Origin of the sequence: Glacieibacterium sp. (assembly GCF_965200405.1) — a bacterium.
Classification (GTDB): Bacteria; Pseudomonadota; Alphaproteobacteria; order Sphingomonadales; family Sphingomonadaceae; genus Glacieibacterium.
On sequence record NZ_OZ241356.1, the window covers coordinates 3,409,704 to 3,427,858 of the forward strand.

Genomic DNA, 18,155 nt, shown 5'->3' on the forward strand with positions numbered 1-18,155 from the left:
ACGAAGCTTAGCTGTAAAGCTTACTTCTTCATCGCGTCGGCTTTAGCCTTCATGTTGTCGGCTGCTGCGTCGGCGTTCGCCTTCATGGAGTCCGCGGCGTTCTCCGCGTTGGTCTTCATGGCTTCGGCGTTGTTCTTGGCGGTATCGACCATTGCGTCGGCCTTCTTGTCGGCTGACTCGACCATGGCATCGGCCTTGTTGCCGGCTGCGTCGACGGTTGCGTCGGCCTTGTTGGCCATTGCATCGGCAGCGGCGTCGGCGCTCGGCGCGGTCGTCGTGGTCTCGGTGGTGGTCATCGAACCATCGGCATTGGTCGTGGTGTCGGTGGTCTTGGCCTTCTCGCCGCAAGCAGCAAGCAGGCCGAGGCTGGCCACAGCCGCCAGCGTCAGAGCAGTCTTCATAAATAAAATCTCCGTTGACAGGTGCACAGTCCTCGTGCGGGGCGCTCCATAGCCGTTTCCGCGATGCTTGCGAAGCTCTAAGATGGACTGGTGATTAACCTAGGTCTGTCGTTTCGGTTCCATCGTTGGGCGCGACTTCGGAAGCAGCTTCGTCAACGACATCAGCAGCTTCGTCCTCGCCGATCTTCGCTGCCGAAACGACATGCTCGTCATCGGCGACGCGGAACAGGGTGACGCCCTGCGCCGAACGACCCATGATGCGGATCTGCTCGACCGGCGTGCGGATCAGCTTGGCCTGGTCGGTGACCAGCATCAGCTCATCGCCCTGCACGACCGGGAAGCTGGCGACGACAGTGCCGTTGCGCTCCGAATCCGCGATCGTCGCGATGCCCATACCGCCACGGCCGGAGCGCCGATACTCGAAGGCGCTCGACCGCTTGCCGAAGCCGTTCGAGGTGACCGTCAGGATGAACTCCTCGGCCGCTGCGAACTCGCCCATGCGCTGCTCCGACAGGATGCGCTCGCCGGGATCGGCCTTCCAAGGGGCAGCCTTGAGGTAATCCTCGCGCTCCTGTGGCGTCGCTTTGAAGGCCTTGAGGATCGACATCGACATGACCTCGTCGCCCTTGGCCAGCGCGATGCCGCGGACGCCGGTCGAGGTGCGGCTGACGAACTCGCGGACGTCGTCGACCGGGAAGCGGATCGCCTTGCGCTGGCGCGTCACCAGCAGCACGTCCTCGACTTCGTCGCACAGCGCGACGCCGATCAGCCGGTCGTCGTCGCCATCCTCGAAGCGGATCGCCAGCTTGCCGTTACCGGGCACATTGGTGAACGCATCCATGGAGTTGCGTCGCACCGAACCGTGTGCCGTGGCGAACATGACGTTGAGCTTGCCCCACTCCGCCTCGTCCTCGGGCAGCGGCAGGACCGAGGTGATCGTCTCACCGGGCTCGAGCTTGGGCAGCACCTGGACGATCGGCCGGCCACGCGCCTGGGGAGCGCCCAGCGGCAACTTGAAGACCTTGAGGCGATAGACCTTTCCGGCGCTGGAGAAGAACAGCACCGGGGTGTGCGTGCAGGCGACAAATAGGTTGGTGACGATGTCCTCGTCCTTGGTCGACATCGCCGAGCGGCCCTTGCCGCCGCGACGCTGCGCCCGATAGTCGGACAGCGGCACGCGCTTGATATAACCGGTCATGGTCACCGTCACGACCATGTCCTCGCGCTCGATCAGGTCTTCGTCGTCGATATCATCGCCCGGCGGCGCGATCTCGGTGCGGCGCTTGGTCGAAAAGGCGTCCGACACCGCATCGAGTTCGGCGCGCATGACTTCGTACAGCCGGCCGCGGTTACGCAGGATCTCCAGCAGCGCTTCGATCGACAGCGCCAAAGCCTTGATCTCGTCGGTGATCTCGTCGCGACCCAGCGCGGTCAGGCGGTGCAGGCGCAGGTCGAGGATGGCACGGACCTGCAGCTCCGACAGGCGGTAGCTGTCCTGCGCCGCATCGGGCACGATCGCTTCGATCAGGCCGAGGTAAGGCCCGATATCGCCCATCGGCCAGTCGCGACCCATCAGCGCGGCGCGAGCTTCCGCCGGGTTCGGCGAGGCGCGGATCATCCGCACGACCTCGTCGAGGTTGGCAACGGCGACCATCAGCCCGAGCAACAGATGCGCCCGCTCGCGCGCCTTGTTGAGCTCGAACTTGGAGCGCCGGGTGATCACCTCCTCGCGGAACTGGATGAACGCCTCGATGACGTCGCGCAGGTTGAGCAGCTCCGGCCGCCCGCCGCGGATCGCCAGCATGTTGATCGCGAACGAGGTTTGCGCCGGGGTGTGCCGATACAGCTGATTGAGCACGACCTCCCAGGTCGCATCGCGCTTGAGGTCGAGGACGATGCGCACGCCCTCGCGGCTCGACTCGTCGCGGACTTCGCTGACGCCCTCGATGCGCTTATCCTTGACCGCCTCGGCGATCTTCTCGACCAGGCCGTTCTTGCCAAGCTGGTAGGGCACCTCGGTCAGGACCAGCGAGCGGCGGTCGCCCCTGCCCTCCTCGACATTGGCGCGGGCCCGCATGATGACGCTGCCCCGGCCCGTCTCATAGGCCTGGCGGATGCCGCTGGTGCCGAGCAGCAGCGCGCCGGTCGGAAAATCCGGACCCGGGATATGCGCCATCAGGCCTTCGACGGTGATCGCCGGATCGTCGAGATAGGCACGGCAGGCGTCGACGACTTCGCCGAGATTATGCGGCGGGATGTTGGTTGCCATGCCGACCGCGATGCCGCCGGCGCCGTTGACCAGCAGGTTCGGATAGCGCGCCGGCAGCACCGACGGCTCATGCTCCGACCCGTCGTAATTAGCGGTGAAGTCGACGGTATCCTTGTCGATATCCTCGAGCAGTGCATCGGCAGCCTTGGCGAGACGCGCTTCGGTGTAACGCATGGCGGCCGGCGCATCGGGGTCCATCGAGCCGAAATTGCCCTGGCCGTCGACCAGCGGCAGCCGCAGCGACCAATCCTGCGCCATGCGGGCGAGCGCGTCGTAGATCGAGCTGTCGCCGTGCGGGTGATACTTACCCATGACTTCGCCGACGATGCGCGCCGACTTGCGGTACGGCTTGCCGCTGACAAAGCCGCTCTCATAGGCACCCCACAGGATGCGGCGATGGACTGGCTTCAAGCCGTCGCGAACGTCGGGCAGCGCGCGCGCCACGATCACGCTCATGGCGTAATCGAGGAAGCTGGTGCGCATTTCCGTGACGATCGAGACCGGCTCGATGTCGGGGGTCGCGGCAGGCGTGCTGGTCAATGCCATACTGGAAGGCGAGCTTTCGAAAACAGGATCCGGGACGCCTCCGGTCCTAGCGCTAAAGGCGCGAGAACGCCAGTTTTGCTATTCAGCCCGAGCAGGCATATGCCCCTTACGAGACCGAAACGGTCGAACGGCACGCCAGTCTGCGGCGGCGATGGTCAGGGAATGTCTCATGAGTTTTTTTGGACCCAAGGACTATAAGCCCAAGACGATAAATGCCCCCGACCCCGGCGAGGAAATCGGCTGGATTCGCGGCGAATTCGAATCATTCGAGATGAATCCGAAGTTTAAGTATTTCAACGGCAGCGCATCCTTTCATCAATATCCCCAAGTCTCGCCGATAACCCCATCGCAGCATGTGCCGATCGATACGATCACGCGGCGCCTGATCTCGACGATGTGGAAGCGTGCGGAGCCTGCGACAGGCGCCAAGCGCAGCGACCTGCAAATCGGCCGGGCGGGCACGCTGTATAAGACACGCACCAATCAGCCAATCGGCCGGAGCCCGGGGACAGCTCCCGAAACGCGGGAGTATCACGCCCATGTCCCTGCCGCGGCCGGCGATAGTGCGTTCGCCAAGGACTGGAAATTCATGGACCACATTCCCCGGACCGACGCCTTCACCTTCCGCGGCGACAGTCGGGGACCTGCAGAGCTGATGAGCCAGGCAGCCGGGTTCTGGCCGCCGTCGAGCCGCACCGACCGCTTCTATCTCGAAGGCCCGATCTCGGAGGTCTTCATAAGCTATATGCAGCGGCGTCACGGACAGACCGTGACGAAGGCGCAGTTCCTGACAGCTGTCGATCATACGGCGGGAGGCAGTTACGAGAAACAGCTGCTGGTCGACTATCTGATGTGGCGCAAGATCATGGAAGGCGAGAGTTTCCACCTTGGCCGGATGATCGCGCAGGAGTGCCTCAAGGGCTATATCTCGACCAGCCGCAACCCGGCCATCGCCTTCGGCTTCGGCGGCAAGTTCGGCATGCGTCCATGCTGGGTGTATGTCACTGCGGTTCGCGGCGGGTTCAAGGTGCCTGCCAGCAAAGCTAAATGGGGATCTGCCGAGCAGGAGATCGCGCAATGGGGGCCAATCCCGCCCGACAGGATCGTCGGTTTCCGCAAGGTCGACAAATACGGCGAAGCCTTGTCGCCGATCTACATGCGCCGCTCGTTCCGAAAGAAGGAGCCCAAGGCGTTCGAGGCGATCTTCAATATGTGGAGCGGCGAGCGTCCGACGGTCGCGACCACATAGGATCACACTCGCTCGACGCGGGGTTACGGAGCGGAGGACCCGGCGCAGCTGTGCGGCGACCGGGACTCGACCTTGCCACGCCAGCGTCGCATACCGCCGGCATGAACCCAATCCACATCATCGGCGGCGGCCTCGCCGGATCGGAGGCTGCCTGGCAGATCGCGCGGGCCGGCGTGCCGGTCGTGCTGCACGAGATGCGCGGCGTCGAGGGTACCGACGCGCACCACACCGACAGGCTGGCAGAGCTGGTCTGCTCGAACAGCTTCCGCTCCGACGATCCGGAGAACAACGCGGTCGGGCTGCTGCATAGCGAGATGCGCGGCATGGACTCGCTGATCATGCGCTGCGGCGACGCTTCGCGCGTGCCGGCAGGGTCGGCGCTGGCGGTCGATCGCGACAATTTCGCGGGTGCAGTGACGGCGGCGATCGAGGCCGAGCCGCTGATCGAGCTGCGCCGCGAGCGCATCGACGCGCCGCCGCCGGATTGGGGATCGGTGATCATCGCCACAGGACCGCTGACCGCTGCGCCGCTGGCCGAGACGATCCGCGCCAAGACCGGCGAGAATGCGCTGGCCTTCTTCGATGCGATCGCGCCGGTGGTGTACTTCGACTCGATCGACATGGATATCGCCTGGTTCCAGTCGCGCTGGGACAAGGGCGAGACCAAGGACTACATCAACTGCCCGATGGAGCGGGACGAGTATGACGCCTTCATCGACCTGATGCTGGCGGCGCCCCAGGTCGACTTCAAGGGCTGGGAGGCGAACACGCCCTATTTCGACGGCTGCATGCCGATCGAGGCGATGGCCGAGCGCGGGCGCGGCACGCCGCGGTTCGGTCCGATGAAGCCGATCGGGCTGCGCAATCCCAAGACCGGCAAGGGCACCTATGCCGTCGTCCAGCTGCGGCAGGACAATGCGCAGGGCACGCTGTGGAACATCGTCGGCTTCCAGACCAAGATGCGCCACGCCGACCAGGTCCGGGTGTTCCGCACGATCCCGGGGCTGGGCGGCGCGGAGTTCGCGCGGCTGGGCGGCCTGCACCGCAATACCTTCATCAAGTCGCCGGTGCTGCTCGACGAGTATTTGCGGTTGAAGTCGGAGCCACGGCTGCGATTTGCCGGGCAGATCACCGGCTGCGAGGGCTATGTCGAGAGCGCCGCGATCGGGCTGATCGCCGGGCGCTTCGCGGCGGCCGAGGCGCTGGGCGAGACACTGGCGGTGCCGCCGGCGACGACGGCGCTGGGGGCCCTGCTTGGGCACATCACCGGCGGGGCGGAGGCGGCGACCTTCCAGCCGATGAACGTCAACTTCGGGCTGTTCCCGCCGCTGCCGACGCGCATCCACAAGAGCGTCCGCAAGGCGGCGATGGCGGCGCGGGCGCGGGACGACATGACAGCCTGGCTCGGCGGCGCGGTGCCGCAGCCGGAACGGGAGGCCGAGGCGGTCGATTGATGTGGCTCCTGATGGAGTGAGCACGATGACCGAGAAGAAGGGCAAGGGCAGCGAGACTGCGCAAAAGGCCAACGCCAAGGCGGCGAAGGACGGCGAAAGCAACCCGCGCAAGTCCTCCGCGGCGCAGGCGGAGCTGGGCAAGAAGGGCGCGGCTGCGAAGAAGAAGTAGCGATTGGGCCTGCTGAGATTTTGACTTTGTCATCCCGGCGCAGGCCGGGACCCATCACCCCAAGCTATCGCTTGATGGGTCCCGGCCTGCGCCGGGATGACGGTGGGGCGGAGTGCGGACTTGGCTAGCTAGCTTTCGTCATGCTCGACCACCGGCGGGCAATCGAGCTTCGCCGCGGCAGGCCGACGCTTCGCAGCCGTCGTCGCGAACTCCACCGCGACCAGCTTGCCGTCGTGATCCGCATCGGCAGTCGCGAACTTCTTCAGCGCCTTGGCCGAATATTCGTCGAAACTCAGCTTGCCATCCCCATCCAGGTCGAGCTTGGCGAACGCCTTCCGCCTGGCGACGAAATATTCGACCTGGGTGATGCTGGCGTCGCGGTCCTTGTCGTAGCGGTTGAAGCGGCGCGCCTCACGATCGGCGGGGGTGACGTCGCTGACGGGGGCGACCAGCGGCGGCTCATCGACCAGCGTCTGTGCCGCGGCCGGGGCGCTCGCCAGCGTGACGCCCGGACGGACCGGGCGTCCGCGGGTCCAGCTGAATACCGCGCCTGCCAGCATGATGCCGACCACGCCCAACGCTAGCCAACGCCACATCCATCCGCCCCCGATTGTTTCGCTTACGCATCGGTCTAGCGCGGGGAGAGCGTCGTGTCAGCGTCCGAAAACGGCGCCGCGCAACAGGATGAGCTGCCGGACCGGCGTGGCGCGCAACTCGATGGGCAATCCAGCCGCAGCTCGGGCATGGTCGCGTGCGCCCAACGCCGCCAGCCCAGCCAGTGGCCTCAGCGCCGTCGCCGCTCGCGCCGGAGCCAAAGCAACGCCATCCAGCCCATAGCGCGCCGCATCCCCCGCCGCCCAGGTCTCGCCCAGCGCCCCCGCCGCGACCGGGTCGCCCCCGAGCAACACCGCCATTGCAGCGAACAACGCCCGGCCCCGCCCCTGCGCCGCCGCAACCTCGTCGCCGCCGAGCCGCAGCAGCCAAGCGTCCTCGAACCCGGCTAGCACAGCGCCGGTCACCCCGCGCGGCAGCACCTCGGTAGCCAGCGCCTGCAGCACCGGCTGGGCCGGCACCTGTCCCTTGTCGAGGCCCTCCAGCCGCTCGCGCCACCACGCCAGCCGGATCTCGCCGAGCATCGGCTCCGTCGTCGTATCGACGACCTTCGCCAGCTCCAGGTCGAGCGCATGCAGTGCCAGCAGCGCCGGACGGACCGCGGCTGGCGCGTACTGCACCGCCAGCCAGCGCTCGCGATCGGCGGACCGAACGAGGTCGGCGATCATCTCACCGCCGACTATCTCACCGCCGCCGCTCACCGCTAGCGGGTCAGCCGCTTGTAGGTCAGCTTGGTCGGCCGGTCGGCAGCGTCGCCCATGCGGGCCTTCTTGTCGGCTTCATATGCTTCGAAGTTGCCCTCGAACCACTCGACGTGGCTGTCGCCCTCGAAAGCCAGGATGTGCGTCGCGAGACGGTCGAGGAAGAAGCGGTCATGGCTGATGACCACGGCGCAACCGGCGAAGGACTCCAGTGCCTCCTCCAGCGCCCGCAGCGTCTCGACGTCGAGGTCGTTGGTCGGCTCGTCGAGCAGCAGCACGTTGCCGCCCTGCACCAGCATCTTCGCCAGGTGGACGCGGTTGCGCTCACCGCCCGACAGCTGGCCGACCTTCTTCTGCTGGTCGGCGCCCTTGAAGTTGAACGCCCCGACATAGGCGCGGGTCAGCACCTCGTTCTTGCCGAAGTAGAACTTCTCGTTGCCGCCGGAGATTTCTTCCCAGACGTTCTTGTTGGAATCGAGGTTGTCGCGCGACTGGTCGACATAGCCCAGCTTGACCGTCTCGCCGACGCGGATGGTGCCGTCGTCGGGCTTCTCGTTGCCGGTGATCATCTTGAACAGCGTCGTCTTGCCGGCGCCGTTCGGGCCGATGACACCGACAATGCCGCCCGGCGGCAGGCTGAACGACAAATTCTCGATGAGGATCTTCTCGCCAAAGCTCTTGCCCAGCGCCTTGGTCTCGATGACCGTCGAACCCAGCCGCTCTGGTATCTGGATGAGGATCTGCGCGGTCCCCAGACGCCGGTTGGCCTGCTTCTCGACGAGGTCGTCGAACGCCTGGATGCGCGCCTTGGACTTGGTCTGGCGCGCCTTGGGGCTGGAACGGATCCACTGCAGCTCGTCGCGGATGGCGCGCTCGCGGCTCTCGTCCTCGCGGCTTTCCTGGCTCATGCGCTTCGACTTGGCCTCGAGCCATGCCGAGTAATTGCCCTCGAACGGGATGCCCTTGCCGCGGTCGAGTTCGAGCACCCACTTCACGACATTGTCGAGGAAGTAGCGGTCATGGGTGACGAGGATGACCATGCCGGAATAATCCTGCAGATGCTTCTCCAGCCACGACACGCTCTCGGCGTCGAGATGGTTGGTCGGCTCGTCGAGCAGCAGGATCTCGGGCTTCTCCAGCAGCAGCTTGCACAGCGCGACGCGACGCTTTTCACCGCCCGACAGTTTCTCGACCGAGCTTTCCGGCGGCGGCGTGCGCAGAGCCTCCATGGCGATCTCGAGCTGGTTGTCGAGGGTCCAGCCGTCGACCGCATCGATCTTCTCCTGCAGCGTGCCCATCTCGGTCATCAGCGCGTCGAAGTCGGTGTCGTCCTTGGGATCGCCCATTTCGGCCGCGATGGCGTTGAAGCGCTCGACCATGTCGGCGATGCCGCGCACGCCGTCCATGACGTTGCCGCGCACGTCCTTGGTCGGGTCGAGCTGCGGCTCCTGGCTGAGATAGCCGACGCGGATGCCCTCGGCGGCCCAGGCTTCACCCTGGTATTCCTTGTCGATGCCGGCGATGACCTTCATCAGCGTCGACTTGCCGGCGCCGTTCGGCCCGATGATGGCGATCTTCGCGCCCGGCAGGAAGCTGAGCGTCAGGTCCTTGAACACCGGCTTCATGCCGGGGTAGGCCTTGCTCAGGCCCTTCATCACGAATGCGTATTGATAGGCCACGGACTGCGGCTCCTGCTTGATTCTGGCGGCTGGAATATGCGGCTCCTTTACGCGCAAGGCGGGGCATGGGTAAACCTCTGCGTGTATCCCCGTTCGAAGGCCGCCCATGCGCTTTGCCGCCCTGCTCGCTGCGTCAATCCTCGCCACGCCTGCACTGGCAGCCGACCCGGTGGCGGTGGCGACGATGCTGCGCGACCGGGCACTGACGGGCTCGCCCGCCTATGCTGTGGTCGAGAGCCTGACCACCGAGGTCGGGCAGCGGCTGGCAGGTACCCCGGCGGAGGCGCGGGCGCGCGACTGGGGCGTCGCGCGGATGAAGGCGATGGGTTTCCAGAACGTCCATGTGCAGACGTACGACGTGCCGCGCTGGGAGCGCGGGGTCGAGACGGCGGAGGTCGTCGGGACATCGGCGCAGCGGCTGGTGCTGACTGCGCTTGGCTACAGCGGTGCGACGCCGGCGGCGGGGATTACCGCGCAGGTCGTGCGCTTTGCCGATGTCGACGCGCTCAGCGCTGCGCCGGCTGGCAGCCTCAAGGGCAAGATCGTCTTCATCGACCATGCGATGCAGCGCGCGCAGGATGGGTCGAGCTACGGCGCGTTCGGCGGCATCCGGCGCGCCGGCCCGGCGATTGCGGCGCAAAAGGGTGCAGCGGCGTTCCTGCTGCGCTCGCTCGGCACCGGTACGGCGCGGGTTTCGCACACCGGCACGACGACCTGGGGCGACGTCACTCCCATCGCCGCCGCAGCGCTGACGGTGCCCGATGCCCAGCAACTGGCGCGACTGCTCGATCGCGGCCCGGTGACGCTGCACCTGACGCTCACCCCGCGCCTGACCGGGACCGGCAAGTCGGGCAATGTCATCGGCGAGATCACCGGGGCGACGGCGCCGCGCGAGGTCATCGTCGTCGGCGGGCATCTCGACAGCTGGGACCTGGGTACCGGCGCCATCGACGACGCGGCGGGTATCGCCATCACCACCGGCGCGGCCAAGCTGATCATCGATGCGATCAAGTCGGGCGAGATCCCGCGCCCGCGCCGCACCATCCGCGTCGTCATGTTCGGCGACGAGGAAAGCCAGGGACCGCTCAGCGGGCAGCAATATCTGAAGGGTCACCCCGGTGACACCGCGATCCTGACGGCAGAGTCGGACTTCGGCGCCGACCGTGTCTGGCAGCTTCGCAGCAATGTTGCGGCGGGGGCCAAGCCACTGATGGCGTCGCTCGCCAAGGTGCTGGCACCGCTCGGGATCGCACCATCGTCAGCGGCGGCGCATGGCGGCACCGACATCGAGGCGATCATCGAGTCCGGCGCCGGCGTGATCGACCTGGCGCAGGACGGCACGCGCTATTTCGACATCCACCACACCGCCGACGATACGCTGGACAAGATCGACCGGGTCCAGATGGATCAAAACGTTGCCGGCTGGGTCTCGATGCTGTGGCTGACCGCAAGTTCGGACGTTCCGATGGCTCACCCGGCGATCGCGCCTTTACCCTGACAAAATTGTAGCGGCAGGCGCATTAGGCTGGAACTTCGCGTCGCTAGCTCAGTTGGGGGCGCGAAGCCGTATCGGTGTGCGATTGAATGGCAAGTCCGTCCTGTGTTGAAGATGAGGCGTGTGTCCGCCCATCTGGTGATGCCCCAATCTCAAGCGAGTTTGCCGAACTCTTCGCCCAGCTCGATGCGCCGAGTGATACGGAGCTCGTTGCTGGCGGCTATGCGGAGTTGATGGCCCGGATCAACTCGCCGGTGTTTCGTCGTCGCACCGGCGGCTGATCGCCTGATTAGACCTGGTTCGGAAAGCAGGCGATCGTGCCAAGGTCGCCGGCGGTTCCGATGAACGGCTGGATGAGCGGCACGACGACATGGAACGTCGAGGTGATCACGACGCGCGAAAAGCCGCCCTGCCCGCCGCAGGTACCACTGGCGCTCAAAGCTAGGGCGCTCGCCGGCAATGGAACGTGGAAGCTGGTGGCTAACGACAGCGCATAGGTCGTCGCCTTGGCGGTATCGACGTTGGTGCCGGTCGCACAGGCCGGTTGCTTGACGCCCATGCAGCGCGCGACGCTCATCGCGGTCTGTTGGAACGCCGCCTTGGTCCATAGCAACCGTCCGAATTCTAGGATGCCGAACAACAGCAGCATCAACGGCATCAGCACGAGGGCGAACTCGACCGCCGTGGTGCCACGCTTGCCGAGCTTGCGACGGATCATGCCACCTGCACCGTCGTCGATACGCTTATCGTGCCGGCGTGGACGATGCCGTAGTTCGAGAATAGCGGTGAATGGGCCCGGCTCGCGGTCAAGGTGACGAACTTGCCGGCGCGCAGCCCGCTCGCACAGGCCGAACCACAGACCACCGCGCTGCCCCAGACGATCGCGCTGCCCGCCCCCGCGGTCAGCGTCGGGCAATAGCAATAGTCGGCGCCTGCGGTTGCACCGATGTTCGCACCGGTGCCGTTGGTGACCGTGCGCGTCGGTCCGTTATTCACCACCACGACGGCGTTGGCATAGTTGGTGCCGACCGTGTTGGCCGTGATGTTGCCCAGCGTCACCGCCAGCGCGACGCCGGTGCTCGCGGTGACGTTGGCCTGGTTGTTGATCGCATAGTTCGCCGCCGCATTGAGCGCGTTGTCGAGCAGGAAGCGCTTGTAGATTACCGCGCCGATATCGAAGGTGCCGGCGAACAGCAGTGCCAGGATCTGAACGAAGATCGCGAACTCGACCGCTGCGACGCCGCGCCGATCTCGCCAAAGCCTGTGTCCGATCATCGTATTAACACCACTTGCGAGCCGCTGGCCGTGCCGCTGATGCACGTCGACGCGAGCAGCGAGCCGCCGTTCAGCGAGATGTCCTTGGCGATTATCTGCAGGCATTGGCCAGTACCATTGCCGACGCTGGCGGCGCCGTCGAGCCGTACGCTGCCGAGCGGAAAGTACAACAAACCCGATATGGTAGTGCCCGATCCGCCTTCCGTGAAATAGGCGCCCGCCGTCCCGGTCGCCGGCCCGATCACTGCCATCTTGGCATGGTCGCCGGCGGTCGGTGCGGTCAGCGAGACGTTGCTATAGCCTGCCGCTACGCAGAAGGCCTGGCCGAGGCAGTTGATCGAATTGATGATCGGATTGGCGTTCGACAGAACCAGCGACACACCTGCACCGACGAAGCCGGTCGAAACGCCGTCGCAGGTCTTGTTGCCGCCGCCGCTTGCGCCGATACCGACAGCACCGTTGACGGTGTAGACGCCGGCGCCGAGGATCGTCGCTCCGGCAGTTACGATCCGACCGTTGATGTCGTGGTTTTCCGCCGCGCTCAGGAAGAGGCAACTGCCGCCGCCATTGCTGCTGCTGATATGGCCATTGATCTGGAAGACGCTGCCCGCTGCGGTGGCATCGCCCATCTTCAGATACGCACCGCCGCCGACATAGATGGCGGTCTGGTCCGTGCTCGGCCCGATCTTGAAGCTGTTGGCGTTGCCCGAACTGCCCATGAACAAGGTCGCGCCACCGCCGACAGCGACGCCGTTGGTCAGCAGGAACGTGCTGGATCCACTGAAGGTCGTGGTGCCCGACGCGGTGACGCACAGGCTGGGTAGGGTAAGACTAACACAGATGCCGGAGTTCCTCCCGATCCAGTAGGTGCCGACGCCGAAACTCGCGCTGGTGCTGCCGCCGACGGTCAGTCCTTTGCTGATTTGATAGTCCCCTCCGGCAAAGCTCATCGTGCCTGAGCTGCCGACGTACATGTCGCCGCCGACCTTGAGCGTCGTCAAATTAGGGAAGGCGGCGCTGCTCGTTACCGAGAAGTTTCCGGCGACATTGACCGTCGGCTGGGCGAAGCCGGAGCCCGCGCTGATCAAGGCGCCACCGACGTTGAGCGTGCCCGCCCCGGTCAGGCGGGCCGTGCTATCGATCGTCAGGCTGCCCGAGACATTTACGTCGGTGGAGGCGATCGTCGCTCCGCCGGTCAGGAAACTACCGATGATGTTGAGCGTCCCCGCTCCGAAGGTGGCGCCGCCATATCCGATGGTTAGGCCATTTGCGAAGGTGTACGCGCCCGGTCCAAAGGCGATGTTGGAGCCCGTGGCGAATGCCAGGTTCAAACTGTTCCTGAACTGGTAGACGTTGGAAGCGGGACCATTGGGGTTGAAGACCAAGGTCCGACCGCCACCGACAGTCAACGAGTTGAACTTGTAGGTGCCGGCCGGGCAGGTCAGCGTCCAGACATTGTTCGACAAGGTGGCGACGCAGCCAAGGGCGATGGCCTGTAGCTTGGTGCCCGCTTCGTCATAGGCGAAATCGATGTCGCGGAACGTTCCCGTCGGCACCGCGATGACCGGACCGGACGGAGCAGGCGGAGCGACCGGGGAGACCAGACTGGCGACCTGGGCCAGCCGGCTTCGTGCGGTGACGATGTCTGCGTTGGTGGCGAGCGGATCTGCGGCGAACTGCTTGATCGCCGCAATCGACGGGCCGGTCGGCAATCGGATCGACTCGGTCGAGTTGCAGCGCGTCGGTGCGGCGCCGTTATAAGTCAGGCCGATGCTGACCATGCTCGTGCCGCACGGCACCGATGTGCTGGCATTGGTGGCTATGGTGCAGGCCGGCGCATTGACCTGGGTGCCACCTGTGAGCGGAATCCCCAAAGCCGCGCTGTCGAGGGCCAGCAGGCACGACTCCTGCTGCTTCTTCAGCTCGGCCATCGCCATGCTCGGCACATTCAACGTCGCGCCGGATCCAAGCAAACGGCTGAAAACCAGAGGCACGCTGGTCGTGACGGTGACCTGTACCGCGTTGATATAAGCGGCGTTGCTTGTCGACACGCCGGCAGGATTGTTCGGGGAGCTGACCAACGCGACACTGACCTGGCTGGCGGGATAGCCGTTCAAGGTCGCGACGGCGCCTGCAGCGGCACGCATCGAAGTCTCCGAGGCGGTACTGTTATACGCGACGGCCCCAGCATAGGCCGCCTGATCGGCGACACGCTGATTCTCGACCTTCTCGACGAGACCGTGTCCGGTTTCGACGACTAGGCCGGCGATACCGATGAAGCAGGGCAGCAACAGCATGCCGATGACGCTGACGGCACCACGCCGGCTACTCAGAACAGCGGTGGCGACACGCGACAAACGCATTGGAATAAACCCCCGAAATTGGCAAATGCGACCTAGAGCTTAGGATTTGGTTAGCGCAACGGAATAACTGTGTGGAATGGGTTATCCCGACACCTCGCCGACGACTTTGCGGTCCGCGGGATACCACCTGTAGCCGAAGCCGAACCCGTGGTTACGAATGTGCCGAAATGGTTCAACCGTTTTGGTCTTGTTATCGTTCGATTAAGTCACGCGGGGGAACGGACGGGCCAAGGGTGCGTATTCCCGATCGCCGCAATGCGACAATTTTGGCACAGTAGAGCGCCGAAATTTCCAACGTGATATTGTACAGCGGTCGCTGATCACGAGCAGGCTGTCGAGTTGCGCGAATAACAGTGGCACGACTCGAATCGCCCAAGCCCGTCGGCATGTGTCAATCCGGGGAAGAATGATTCTGTCGGATATTTACCTGCGCTAAACTCACTCGCGCTGGTTGCGAAACGTTTTTAATCGTAAATTTTTCCGTGACATTTCTGCAACGAAATAGTCCGTTTCGGTGGAGACATCGCTCGCTAATTCTGAATTTCACGCTTCCGGTTAAAATTCAGTAACAATTTTTCTGTTGCATCATGCTTTAGGAAAGACTGTGTTGGCCTCGGGCCAGGGGATTGTCCGGACATGTGCCGGGCGCAGCGGACGCAGAGCGATCAATATCTGCGGCATCTGCAAACAATCCAACCTGACTTGAATCGCGTCGCCCGGGGTCTAGCCGGTCGATGAGTGTAACCACGCCGGTGACGGCGTCACTTTAAGGCTTACGACCATGATGAAGCTTCTCAAGTCGATCCGGATCTCCAAGAGTGGCGCCTCGGCTGCCGAATACGCGCTCATCCTCGCCATCGTCGGCGGCGGCATCGTTGCCGCGGCAATCACACTCAAGGGCGCAATCGGCGGCGCGATGACTTCGACCGCTACGACGATCACGACCAACGCGTAAGTAGATCGACGCGCCGGCTCCTCACGGGTCAGCGCGTTCGAACTGCCCTTTGTTGGTGGTCTGTTACGGCCGCAATTGTCGGACCGACCACAAACAGTACTAGCGCCTGCGTCAATATAAGGATGGACACGATGATGAAGCTCTTGAAATCCGTACGCTTGTCTAAGAGCGGTGCATCTGCGGCTGAATATGTGCTGATCCTTGCCATCGTGGGCGGCGGCATCGTCACTGCTGCGATCGCGCTTAAGGGTGCCATTGGCACTGCGATGAGCACCAGCGCCACTACGATCACGACCAACGCTGCACTTTCGCAGTAACCTATTAGTTTGTTGATGTAAGGTTGTGCGAACTGGAACTCGCTGGCGGCAATTTGCCCTCCACGGTCCTAGCACTCATCTTAGTTAGTTGCGTAATGTTGTTTAATAGCGGGGGTTGCTATCAGTGCCACAGCGGTCGCTCTTCATGTTAATCGGAGCAATCGTCCTAGGACTGTTAGCCGTCTTCGTGATGCGTTTCTACATCGGTTCGGGGAGCACGCCGTCCGCCAACGCGGTCGCCGTCGCTCCCCGTACCACCGATGTCGTTGTTGCGACCGAGGCGCTGACGACCGGCGCCAAGATCGATCCAGCCAAGTTTCGGGTCGTCGCCTTTCCCAATGAGGCCGTCCCGCCCGACAGTTTCAGGACAATCGCTGCTGTTGGCCAGGCTCGCGTTCTCGCGCAGCCATTGGACATAAACGAGCCATTGACCCTCAAAAAGCTCTCGGGCCCAGGTGGCGGTGCCGGCATCTCCATGAAGATCGCGCCGAACATGCGCGCCGCAACGATCCGCGTCAGCGATGTCCTCGGCGTTGGTGGCTTCGTCTTCCCGGGCGAGCACGTCGACCTGGTCATCACCTTCGCACCGCAGGGCCAAAGCCTGCCGACCACGTCACTGCTGGCGCAGGATATCCGGGTCATCGCCGTCAACCAGGATGCCAATCTAAACAAGGACAAGGCCGAGGTCGTGCAGAGCGTCACCATCGAAGTGACCCCTGAACTCGCGCAGAAGCTGGCCTTGGCCAGCCAGGTCGGCACCGTCAGCCTGACCTTGCGCAACCCCGACGACCAGGCCGCCACGCGCGTCCGCACCATCGCGGTCAGCGACCTGCACGACGGGCATGTCGCCACTCCCACCGCCGGCCCGACTCGACCACGGCGGGTGCGCCGCGTCGCCAGCGCGCCGGCTTCGGAAAGTTTCGAGATCGTCCGCGGCGTCGACCGAACCAGTTACCAGATCGCGCGGAGGAATTGATGCAAGTGACCGGGGGGCCAAACTCGCATCCTTCCTTCTTCAGTGCGCGGCGTCAGCGCGGCCTTCGGGTCGCGCTGACTGCCACTGCTTTGATTTCGCTCGGCATTGCCCAGCACGCACCGGCCCAGGTGGCATTTGTCGCCGGCCAGTCCGGCGCTGCGGTCGCCATTCCTCTCGGCAAGTCGCAGCTGGTGCGCGCCGCCCGTCCTTTCAGCCGGGCGATGATCGGCAACCAGGAAATCGCCGACGTGCTGCCGATCAATGGCGACACTGTCTATGTGCTGGGCAAGAAGCTCGGCAGCACCAACCTGACGCTTTACGATCGTAGCAACAATCTGGTGGCCGTCGTCGACGTCATGGTCGGCCCCGATGCCGCCTCGCTGCAACGCCTGCTCGGCAGCCTGCTGCCCGGCGAGCCGATCCAGGTTCGCGCCGCCAATGATTCGCTGTTGATCGAGGGCACTGTTTCCAACGCTGTCATGGCCGACCGCGCCGCACGGGTCGCCGACAGCTACGCGCCCGGCAAAGTCATCAACCTGCTCGGCCTGAACTCCCCCCAGCAAGTTCTGCTGGAAGTCCGCTTTTCTGAAATGCGGCGCGGCACTGTCAAGCAGCTTGGCATCCGCACCTTGTCGCTCAGCAACTCGGGCAACTTCGGCAGCAACACCGGTGATGTCGTCCCGTCCAATAATTTCGGGACGATCGGCGGCAGCTTCGGCATCGGTCCGGTAAACATCAATCTCGCACTAGACGCCCTTGAGGAAAAAGGGTTGGTGACCACACTGGCCCAGCCTAATCTTATTGCACTGTCCGGCGAGACTGCATCCTTTTTGGCGGGCGGCGAATTCCCGGTGCCAGTGGCGTCAACCGCCGGCACCACCGGCTCCATCCCAACGATCACGGTTGAATTCAAGCAGTTCGGTGTCAGCTTGGCGTTCACGCCGACAGTTCTCGCCGATGGCATGGTCAATCTGATCGTCGCACCGGAAGTCAGCGCGATCGATCCGAGCGCTTCTCTGATCCTCAACGGCATCTCGATCCCGGGCCTCAGGACCCGTCGCGCCCGTACGACGCTGGAGCTGCGCGACGGTCAGAGCTTCGCAATCGCCGGTCTTGTCAGCACAGAGTTCAACAATACCGCGCGTCAGGTTCCGCTGCTTGCCGACATCCCGATCCTCGGTGCATTGTTCCGCTCGACCAGTTTCAACAAGGCTGAAACCGAGTTGGTGATCACCGTGACGCCGCACTTGATCCGCCCGGTTGCGCCTGCCGCGCTCGCGTTGCCGACCGACCGTGTACAGCCGGCGTCGGAGCCTGACCAGTTCCTGCTGGGCAAGATCGAAAAAGCGCAAGGGGCCAAGTAGATGCGTAGTCTGGCCCTCCTCGTCCTGCTCGGCGGCTGCGTCACCGCTCCTGAACTTGGCACCGCTGTCCATGACAACATGTTGGCGATGACCGTCGAGCCGACTCACGTCGGCAAGGAGATGGAAGGCACCAACGGCTCGCTGGGTACCGATGCGGTGAAGCGACTGCTGAGCGACCGGGTCAAGGCGCCGGCGAACACCGGGCCTGCGACGCCGTTCGCCGCCACCGGCGGCGGACCGAAATAGGCGCCCGGTGAGCGCCCTCCCCCCCAACACGCCGGCGCCCGGAAGCGGCGCGCCAACGGCTGCGGGGCACTCACGACCGCTACG

General features: G+C 64.5%; 17 protein-coding genes. 9 read left to right on the top strand and 8 right to left on the bottom strand.

All coding sequences use genetic code 11. The features are described 5' to 3' along the window. Window positions 1-20: 20 nt before the first annotated feature. Both ACOFKW_RS16070 and gyrA read right to left on the bottom strand, forming a co-directional pair. Complete coding sequence (locus ACOFKW_RS16070; protein WP_419815131.1) at window positions 21-401, bottom strand: hypothetical protein; 381 nt, start codon at window positions 399-401, stop codon at window positions 21-23. 94 nt (window positions 402-495) lie between these two features. After that, complete coding sequence (gene gyrA, locus ACOFKW_RS16075) at window positions 496-3,216, bottom strand: DNA gyrase subunit A (protein WP_419815132.1); 2,721 nt, start codon at window positions 3,214-3,216, stop codon at window positions 496-498. Between gyrA and ACOFKW_RS16080 the strand changes: the two genes are divergently transcribed. The 3 genes from ACOFKW_RS16080 to ACOFKW_RS16090 all read left to right on the top strand — a co-directional run bounded on the left by ACOFKW_RS16080 (window position 3,158) and on the right by ACOFKW_RS16090 (window position 6,088). After that, window positions 3,158-4,465, top strand: coding sequence for a hypothetical protein (locus tag ACOFKW_RS16080; RefSeq protein ID WP_419815133.1), 1,308 nt, complete (start codon window positions 3,158-3,160; stop codon window positions 4,463-4,465). The two genes, gyrA and ACOFKW_RS16080, sit on opposite strands and share 59 nt — an antisense overlap. Window positions 4,466-4,566: 101 nt before the next feature. Continuing rightward, on the top strand, window positions 4,567-5,919 hold the full coding sequence (gene trmFO, locus ACOFKW_RS16085; protein WP_419815134.1) for a methylenetetrahydrofolate--tRNA-(uracil(54)-C(5))-methyltransferase (FADH(2)-oxidizing) TrmFO: 1,353 nt from the start codon (window positions 4,567-4,569) through the stop codon (window positions 5,917-5,919). Window positions 5,920-5,944: 25 nt separating this feature from the next. Then, the gene (locus ACOFKW_RS16090; protein ID WP_419815135.1) at window positions 5,945-6,088 is read left to right on the top strand and encodes a hypothetical protein; all 144 of its coding nucleotides are present in this window, start codon (window positions 5,945-5,947) and stop codon (window positions 6,086-6,088) included. A 128-nt stretch (window positions 6,089-6,216) separates the two neighbouring features. On the opposite strand, the gene ACOFKW_RS16095 is transcribed toward ACOFKW_RS16090, so the two are convergent. Genes ACOFKW_RS16095 through ettA form a run of 3 tightly spaced genes read right to left on the bottom strand, consistent with a single transcriptional unit; the run spans window position 6,217 to window position 9,080 of the window. Further along, window positions 6,217-6,684 (bottom strand): histidine kinase, encoded by a 468-nt coding sequence (locus ACOFKW_RS16095; RefSeq protein ID WP_419815136.1) that lies wholly within the window; start codon window positions 6,682-6,684, stop codon window positions 6,217-6,219. Between the two features lie 57 nt (window positions 6,685-6,741). Next, window positions 6,742-7,368 (bottom strand): squalene/phytoene synthase family protein, encoded by a 627-nt coding sequence (locus tag ACOFKW_RS16100; RefSeq protein ID WP_419815137.1) that lies wholly within the window; start codon window positions 7,366-7,368, stop codon window positions 6,742-6,744. A gap of 35 nt (window positions 7,369-7,403) precedes the next feature. Then, window positions 7,404-9,080: an energy-dependent translational throttle protein EttA gene (gene ettA / locus ACOFKW_RS16105; protein ID WP_419815138.1), complete on the bottom strand. Its 1,677-nt coding sequence runs from the start codon at window positions 9,078-9,080 to the stop codon at window positions 7,404-7,406. Between the two features lie 106 nt (window positions 9,081-9,186). On the opposite strand from ettA, the gene ACOFKW_RS16110 reads away from it, so the two are divergent. Beyond that, the gene (locus tag ACOFKW_RS16110) at window positions 9,187-10,578 is read left to right on the top strand and encodes a M28 family peptidase (RefSeq protein ID WP_419815139.1); all 1,392 of its coding nucleotides are present in this window, start codon (window positions 9,187-9,189) and stop codon (window positions 10,576-10,578) included. Window positions 10,579-10,864: 286 nt separating this feature from the next. Here the strand turns inward: ACOFKW_RS16110 and ACOFKW_RS16115 are convergent, their stop codons facing one another. The 3 genes from ACOFKW_RS16115 to ACOFKW_RS16125 are packed head-to-tail and all read right to left on the bottom strand — an operon-like array spanning window position 10,865 to window position 14,213. Further along, window positions 10,865-11,293, bottom strand: coding sequence for a TadE/TadG family type IV pilus assembly protein (locus ACOFKW_RS16115; protein ID WP_419815140.1), 429 nt, complete (start codon window positions 11,291-11,293; stop codon window positions 10,865-10,867). Beyond that, window positions 11,290-11,850: a TadE/TadG family type IV pilus assembly protein gene (locus tag ACOFKW_RS16120; protein WP_419815141.1), complete on the bottom strand. Its 561-nt coding sequence runs from the start codon at window positions 11,848-11,850 to the stop codon at window positions 11,290-11,292. Before ACOFKW_RS16120 ends, ACOFKW_RS16115 begins: the two co-directional genes overlap by 4 nt. Continuing rightward, window positions 11,847-14,213, bottom strand: a complete 2,367-nt coding sequence (locus ACOFKW_RS16125) for a TadG family pilus assembly protein (RefSeq protein ID WP_419815142.1) — start codon at window positions 14,211-14,213, stop codon at window positions 11,847-11,849. The genes ACOFKW_RS16120 and ACOFKW_RS16125 overlap by 4 nt, the downstream gene beginning before the upstream one ends. A gap of 781 nt (window positions 14,214-14,994) precedes the next feature. On the opposite strand from ACOFKW_RS16125, the gene ACOFKW_RS16130 reads away from it, so the two are divergent. From ACOFKW_RS16130 to ACOFKW_RS16150, 5 genes are all read left to right on the top strand, one after another. Next, window positions 14,995-15,168 (top strand): Flp family type IVb pilin, encoded by a 174-nt coding sequence (locus ACOFKW_RS16130; RefSeq protein WP_419815143.1) that lies wholly within the window; start codon window positions 14,995-14,997, stop codon window positions 15,166-15,168. A gap of 131 nt (window positions 15,169-15,299) precedes the next feature. Then, entirely contained in the window at window positions 15,300-15,485 is a 186-nt protein-coding gene (locus tag ACOFKW_RS16135; RefSeq protein ID WP_419815144.1) for a Flp family type IVb pilin, read from the top strand. A gap of 190 nt (window positions 15,486-15,675) precedes the next feature. Beyond that, window positions 15,676-16,461: a Flp pilus assembly protein CpaB gene (gene cpaB / locus ACOFKW_RS16140; RefSeq protein WP_419816983.1), complete on the top strand. Its 786-nt coding sequence runs from the start codon at window positions 15,676-15,678 to the stop codon at window positions 16,459-16,461. Continuing rightward, window positions 16,461-17,825, top strand: coding sequence for a type II and III secretion system protein family protein (locus ACOFKW_RS16145; RefSeq protein ID WP_419815145.1), 1,365 nt, complete (start codon window positions 16,461-16,463; stop codon window positions 17,823-17,825). Before cpaB ends, ACOFKW_RS16145 begins: the two co-directional genes overlap by 1 nt. After that, complete coding sequence (locus ACOFKW_RS16150) at window positions 17,826-18,071, top strand: hypothetical protein (protein WP_419815146.1); 246 nt, start codon at window positions 17,826-17,828, stop codon at window positions 18,069-18,071. It abuts the gene before it with no gap. Window positions 18,072-18,155 lie beyond the last annotated feature (84 nt).

What these genes read in the sequence shown, in the direction of transcription:
- ACOFKW_RS16090 (WP_419815135.1), top strand. Translation starts at nt 5,945, where the DNA reads ATGACCGAGAAGAAGGGCAAGGGCAGCGAGACTGCGCAAAAGGCCAAC.
- gyrA (WP_419815132.1), bottom strand. Translation starts at nt 3,216, where the DNA reads ATGGCATTGACCAGCACGCCTGCCGCGACCCCCGACATCGAGCCGGTC.
- ACOFKW_RS16145 (WP_419815145.1), top strand. Translation starts at nt 16,461, where the DNA reads ATGCAAGTGACCGGGGGGCCAAACTCGCATCCTTCCTTCTTCAGTGCG.
- cpaB (WP_419816983.1), top strand. Translation starts at nt 15,676, where the DNA reads ATGCGTTTCTACATCGGTTCGGGGAGCACGCCGTCCGCCAACGCGGTC.
- ACOFKW_RS16150 (WP_419815146.1), top strand. Translation starts at nt 17,826, where the DNA reads ATGCGTAGTCTGGCCCTCCTCGTCCTGCTCGGCGGCTGCGTCACCGCT.
- trmFO (WP_419815134.1), top strand. Translation starts at nt 4,567, where the DNA reads ATGAACCCAATCCACATCATCGGCGGCGGCCTCGCCGGATCGGAGGCT.
- ACOFKW_RS16135 (WP_419815144.1), top strand. Translation starts at nt 15,300, where the DNA reads ATGATGAAGCTCTTGAAATCCGTACGCTTGTCTAAGAGCGGTGCATCT.
- ACOFKW_RS16125 (WP_419815142.1), bottom strand. Translation starts at nt 14,213, where the DNA reads ATGCGTTTGTCGCGTGTCGCCACCGCTGTTCTGAGTAGCCGGCGTGGT.
- ACOFKW_RS16095 (WP_419815136.1), bottom strand. Translation starts at nt 6,684, where the DNA reads ATGTGGCGTTGGCTAGCGTTGGGCGTGGTCGGCATCATGCTGGCAGGC.
- ACOFKW_RS16100 (WP_419815137.1), bottom strand. Translation starts at nt 7,368, where the DNA reads ATGATCGCCGACCTCGTTCGGTCCGCCGATCGCGAGCGCTGGCTGGCG.
- ACOFKW_RS16115 (WP_419815140.1), bottom strand. Translation starts at nt 11,293, where the DNA reads ATGATCCGTCGCAAGCTCGGCAAGCGTGGCACCACGGCGGTCGAGTTC.
- ACOFKW_RS16110 (WP_419815139.1), top strand. Translation starts at nt 9,187, where the DNA reads ATGCGCTTTGCCGCCCTGCTCGCTGCGTCAATCCTCGCCACGCCTGCA.
- ACOFKW_RS16070 (WP_419815131.1), bottom strand. Translation starts at nt 401, where the DNA reads ATGAAGACTGCTCTGACGCTGGCGGCTGTGGCCAGCCTCGGCCTGCTT.
- ACOFKW_RS16130 (WP_419815143.1), top strand. Translation starts at nt 14,995, where the DNA reads ATGATGAAGCTTCTCAAGTCGATCCGGATCTCCAAGAGTGGCGCCTCG.
- ACOFKW_RS16120 (WP_419815141.1), bottom strand. Translation starts at nt 11,850, where the DNA reads ATGATCGGACACAGGCTTTGGCGAGATCGGCGCGGCGTCGCAGCGGTC.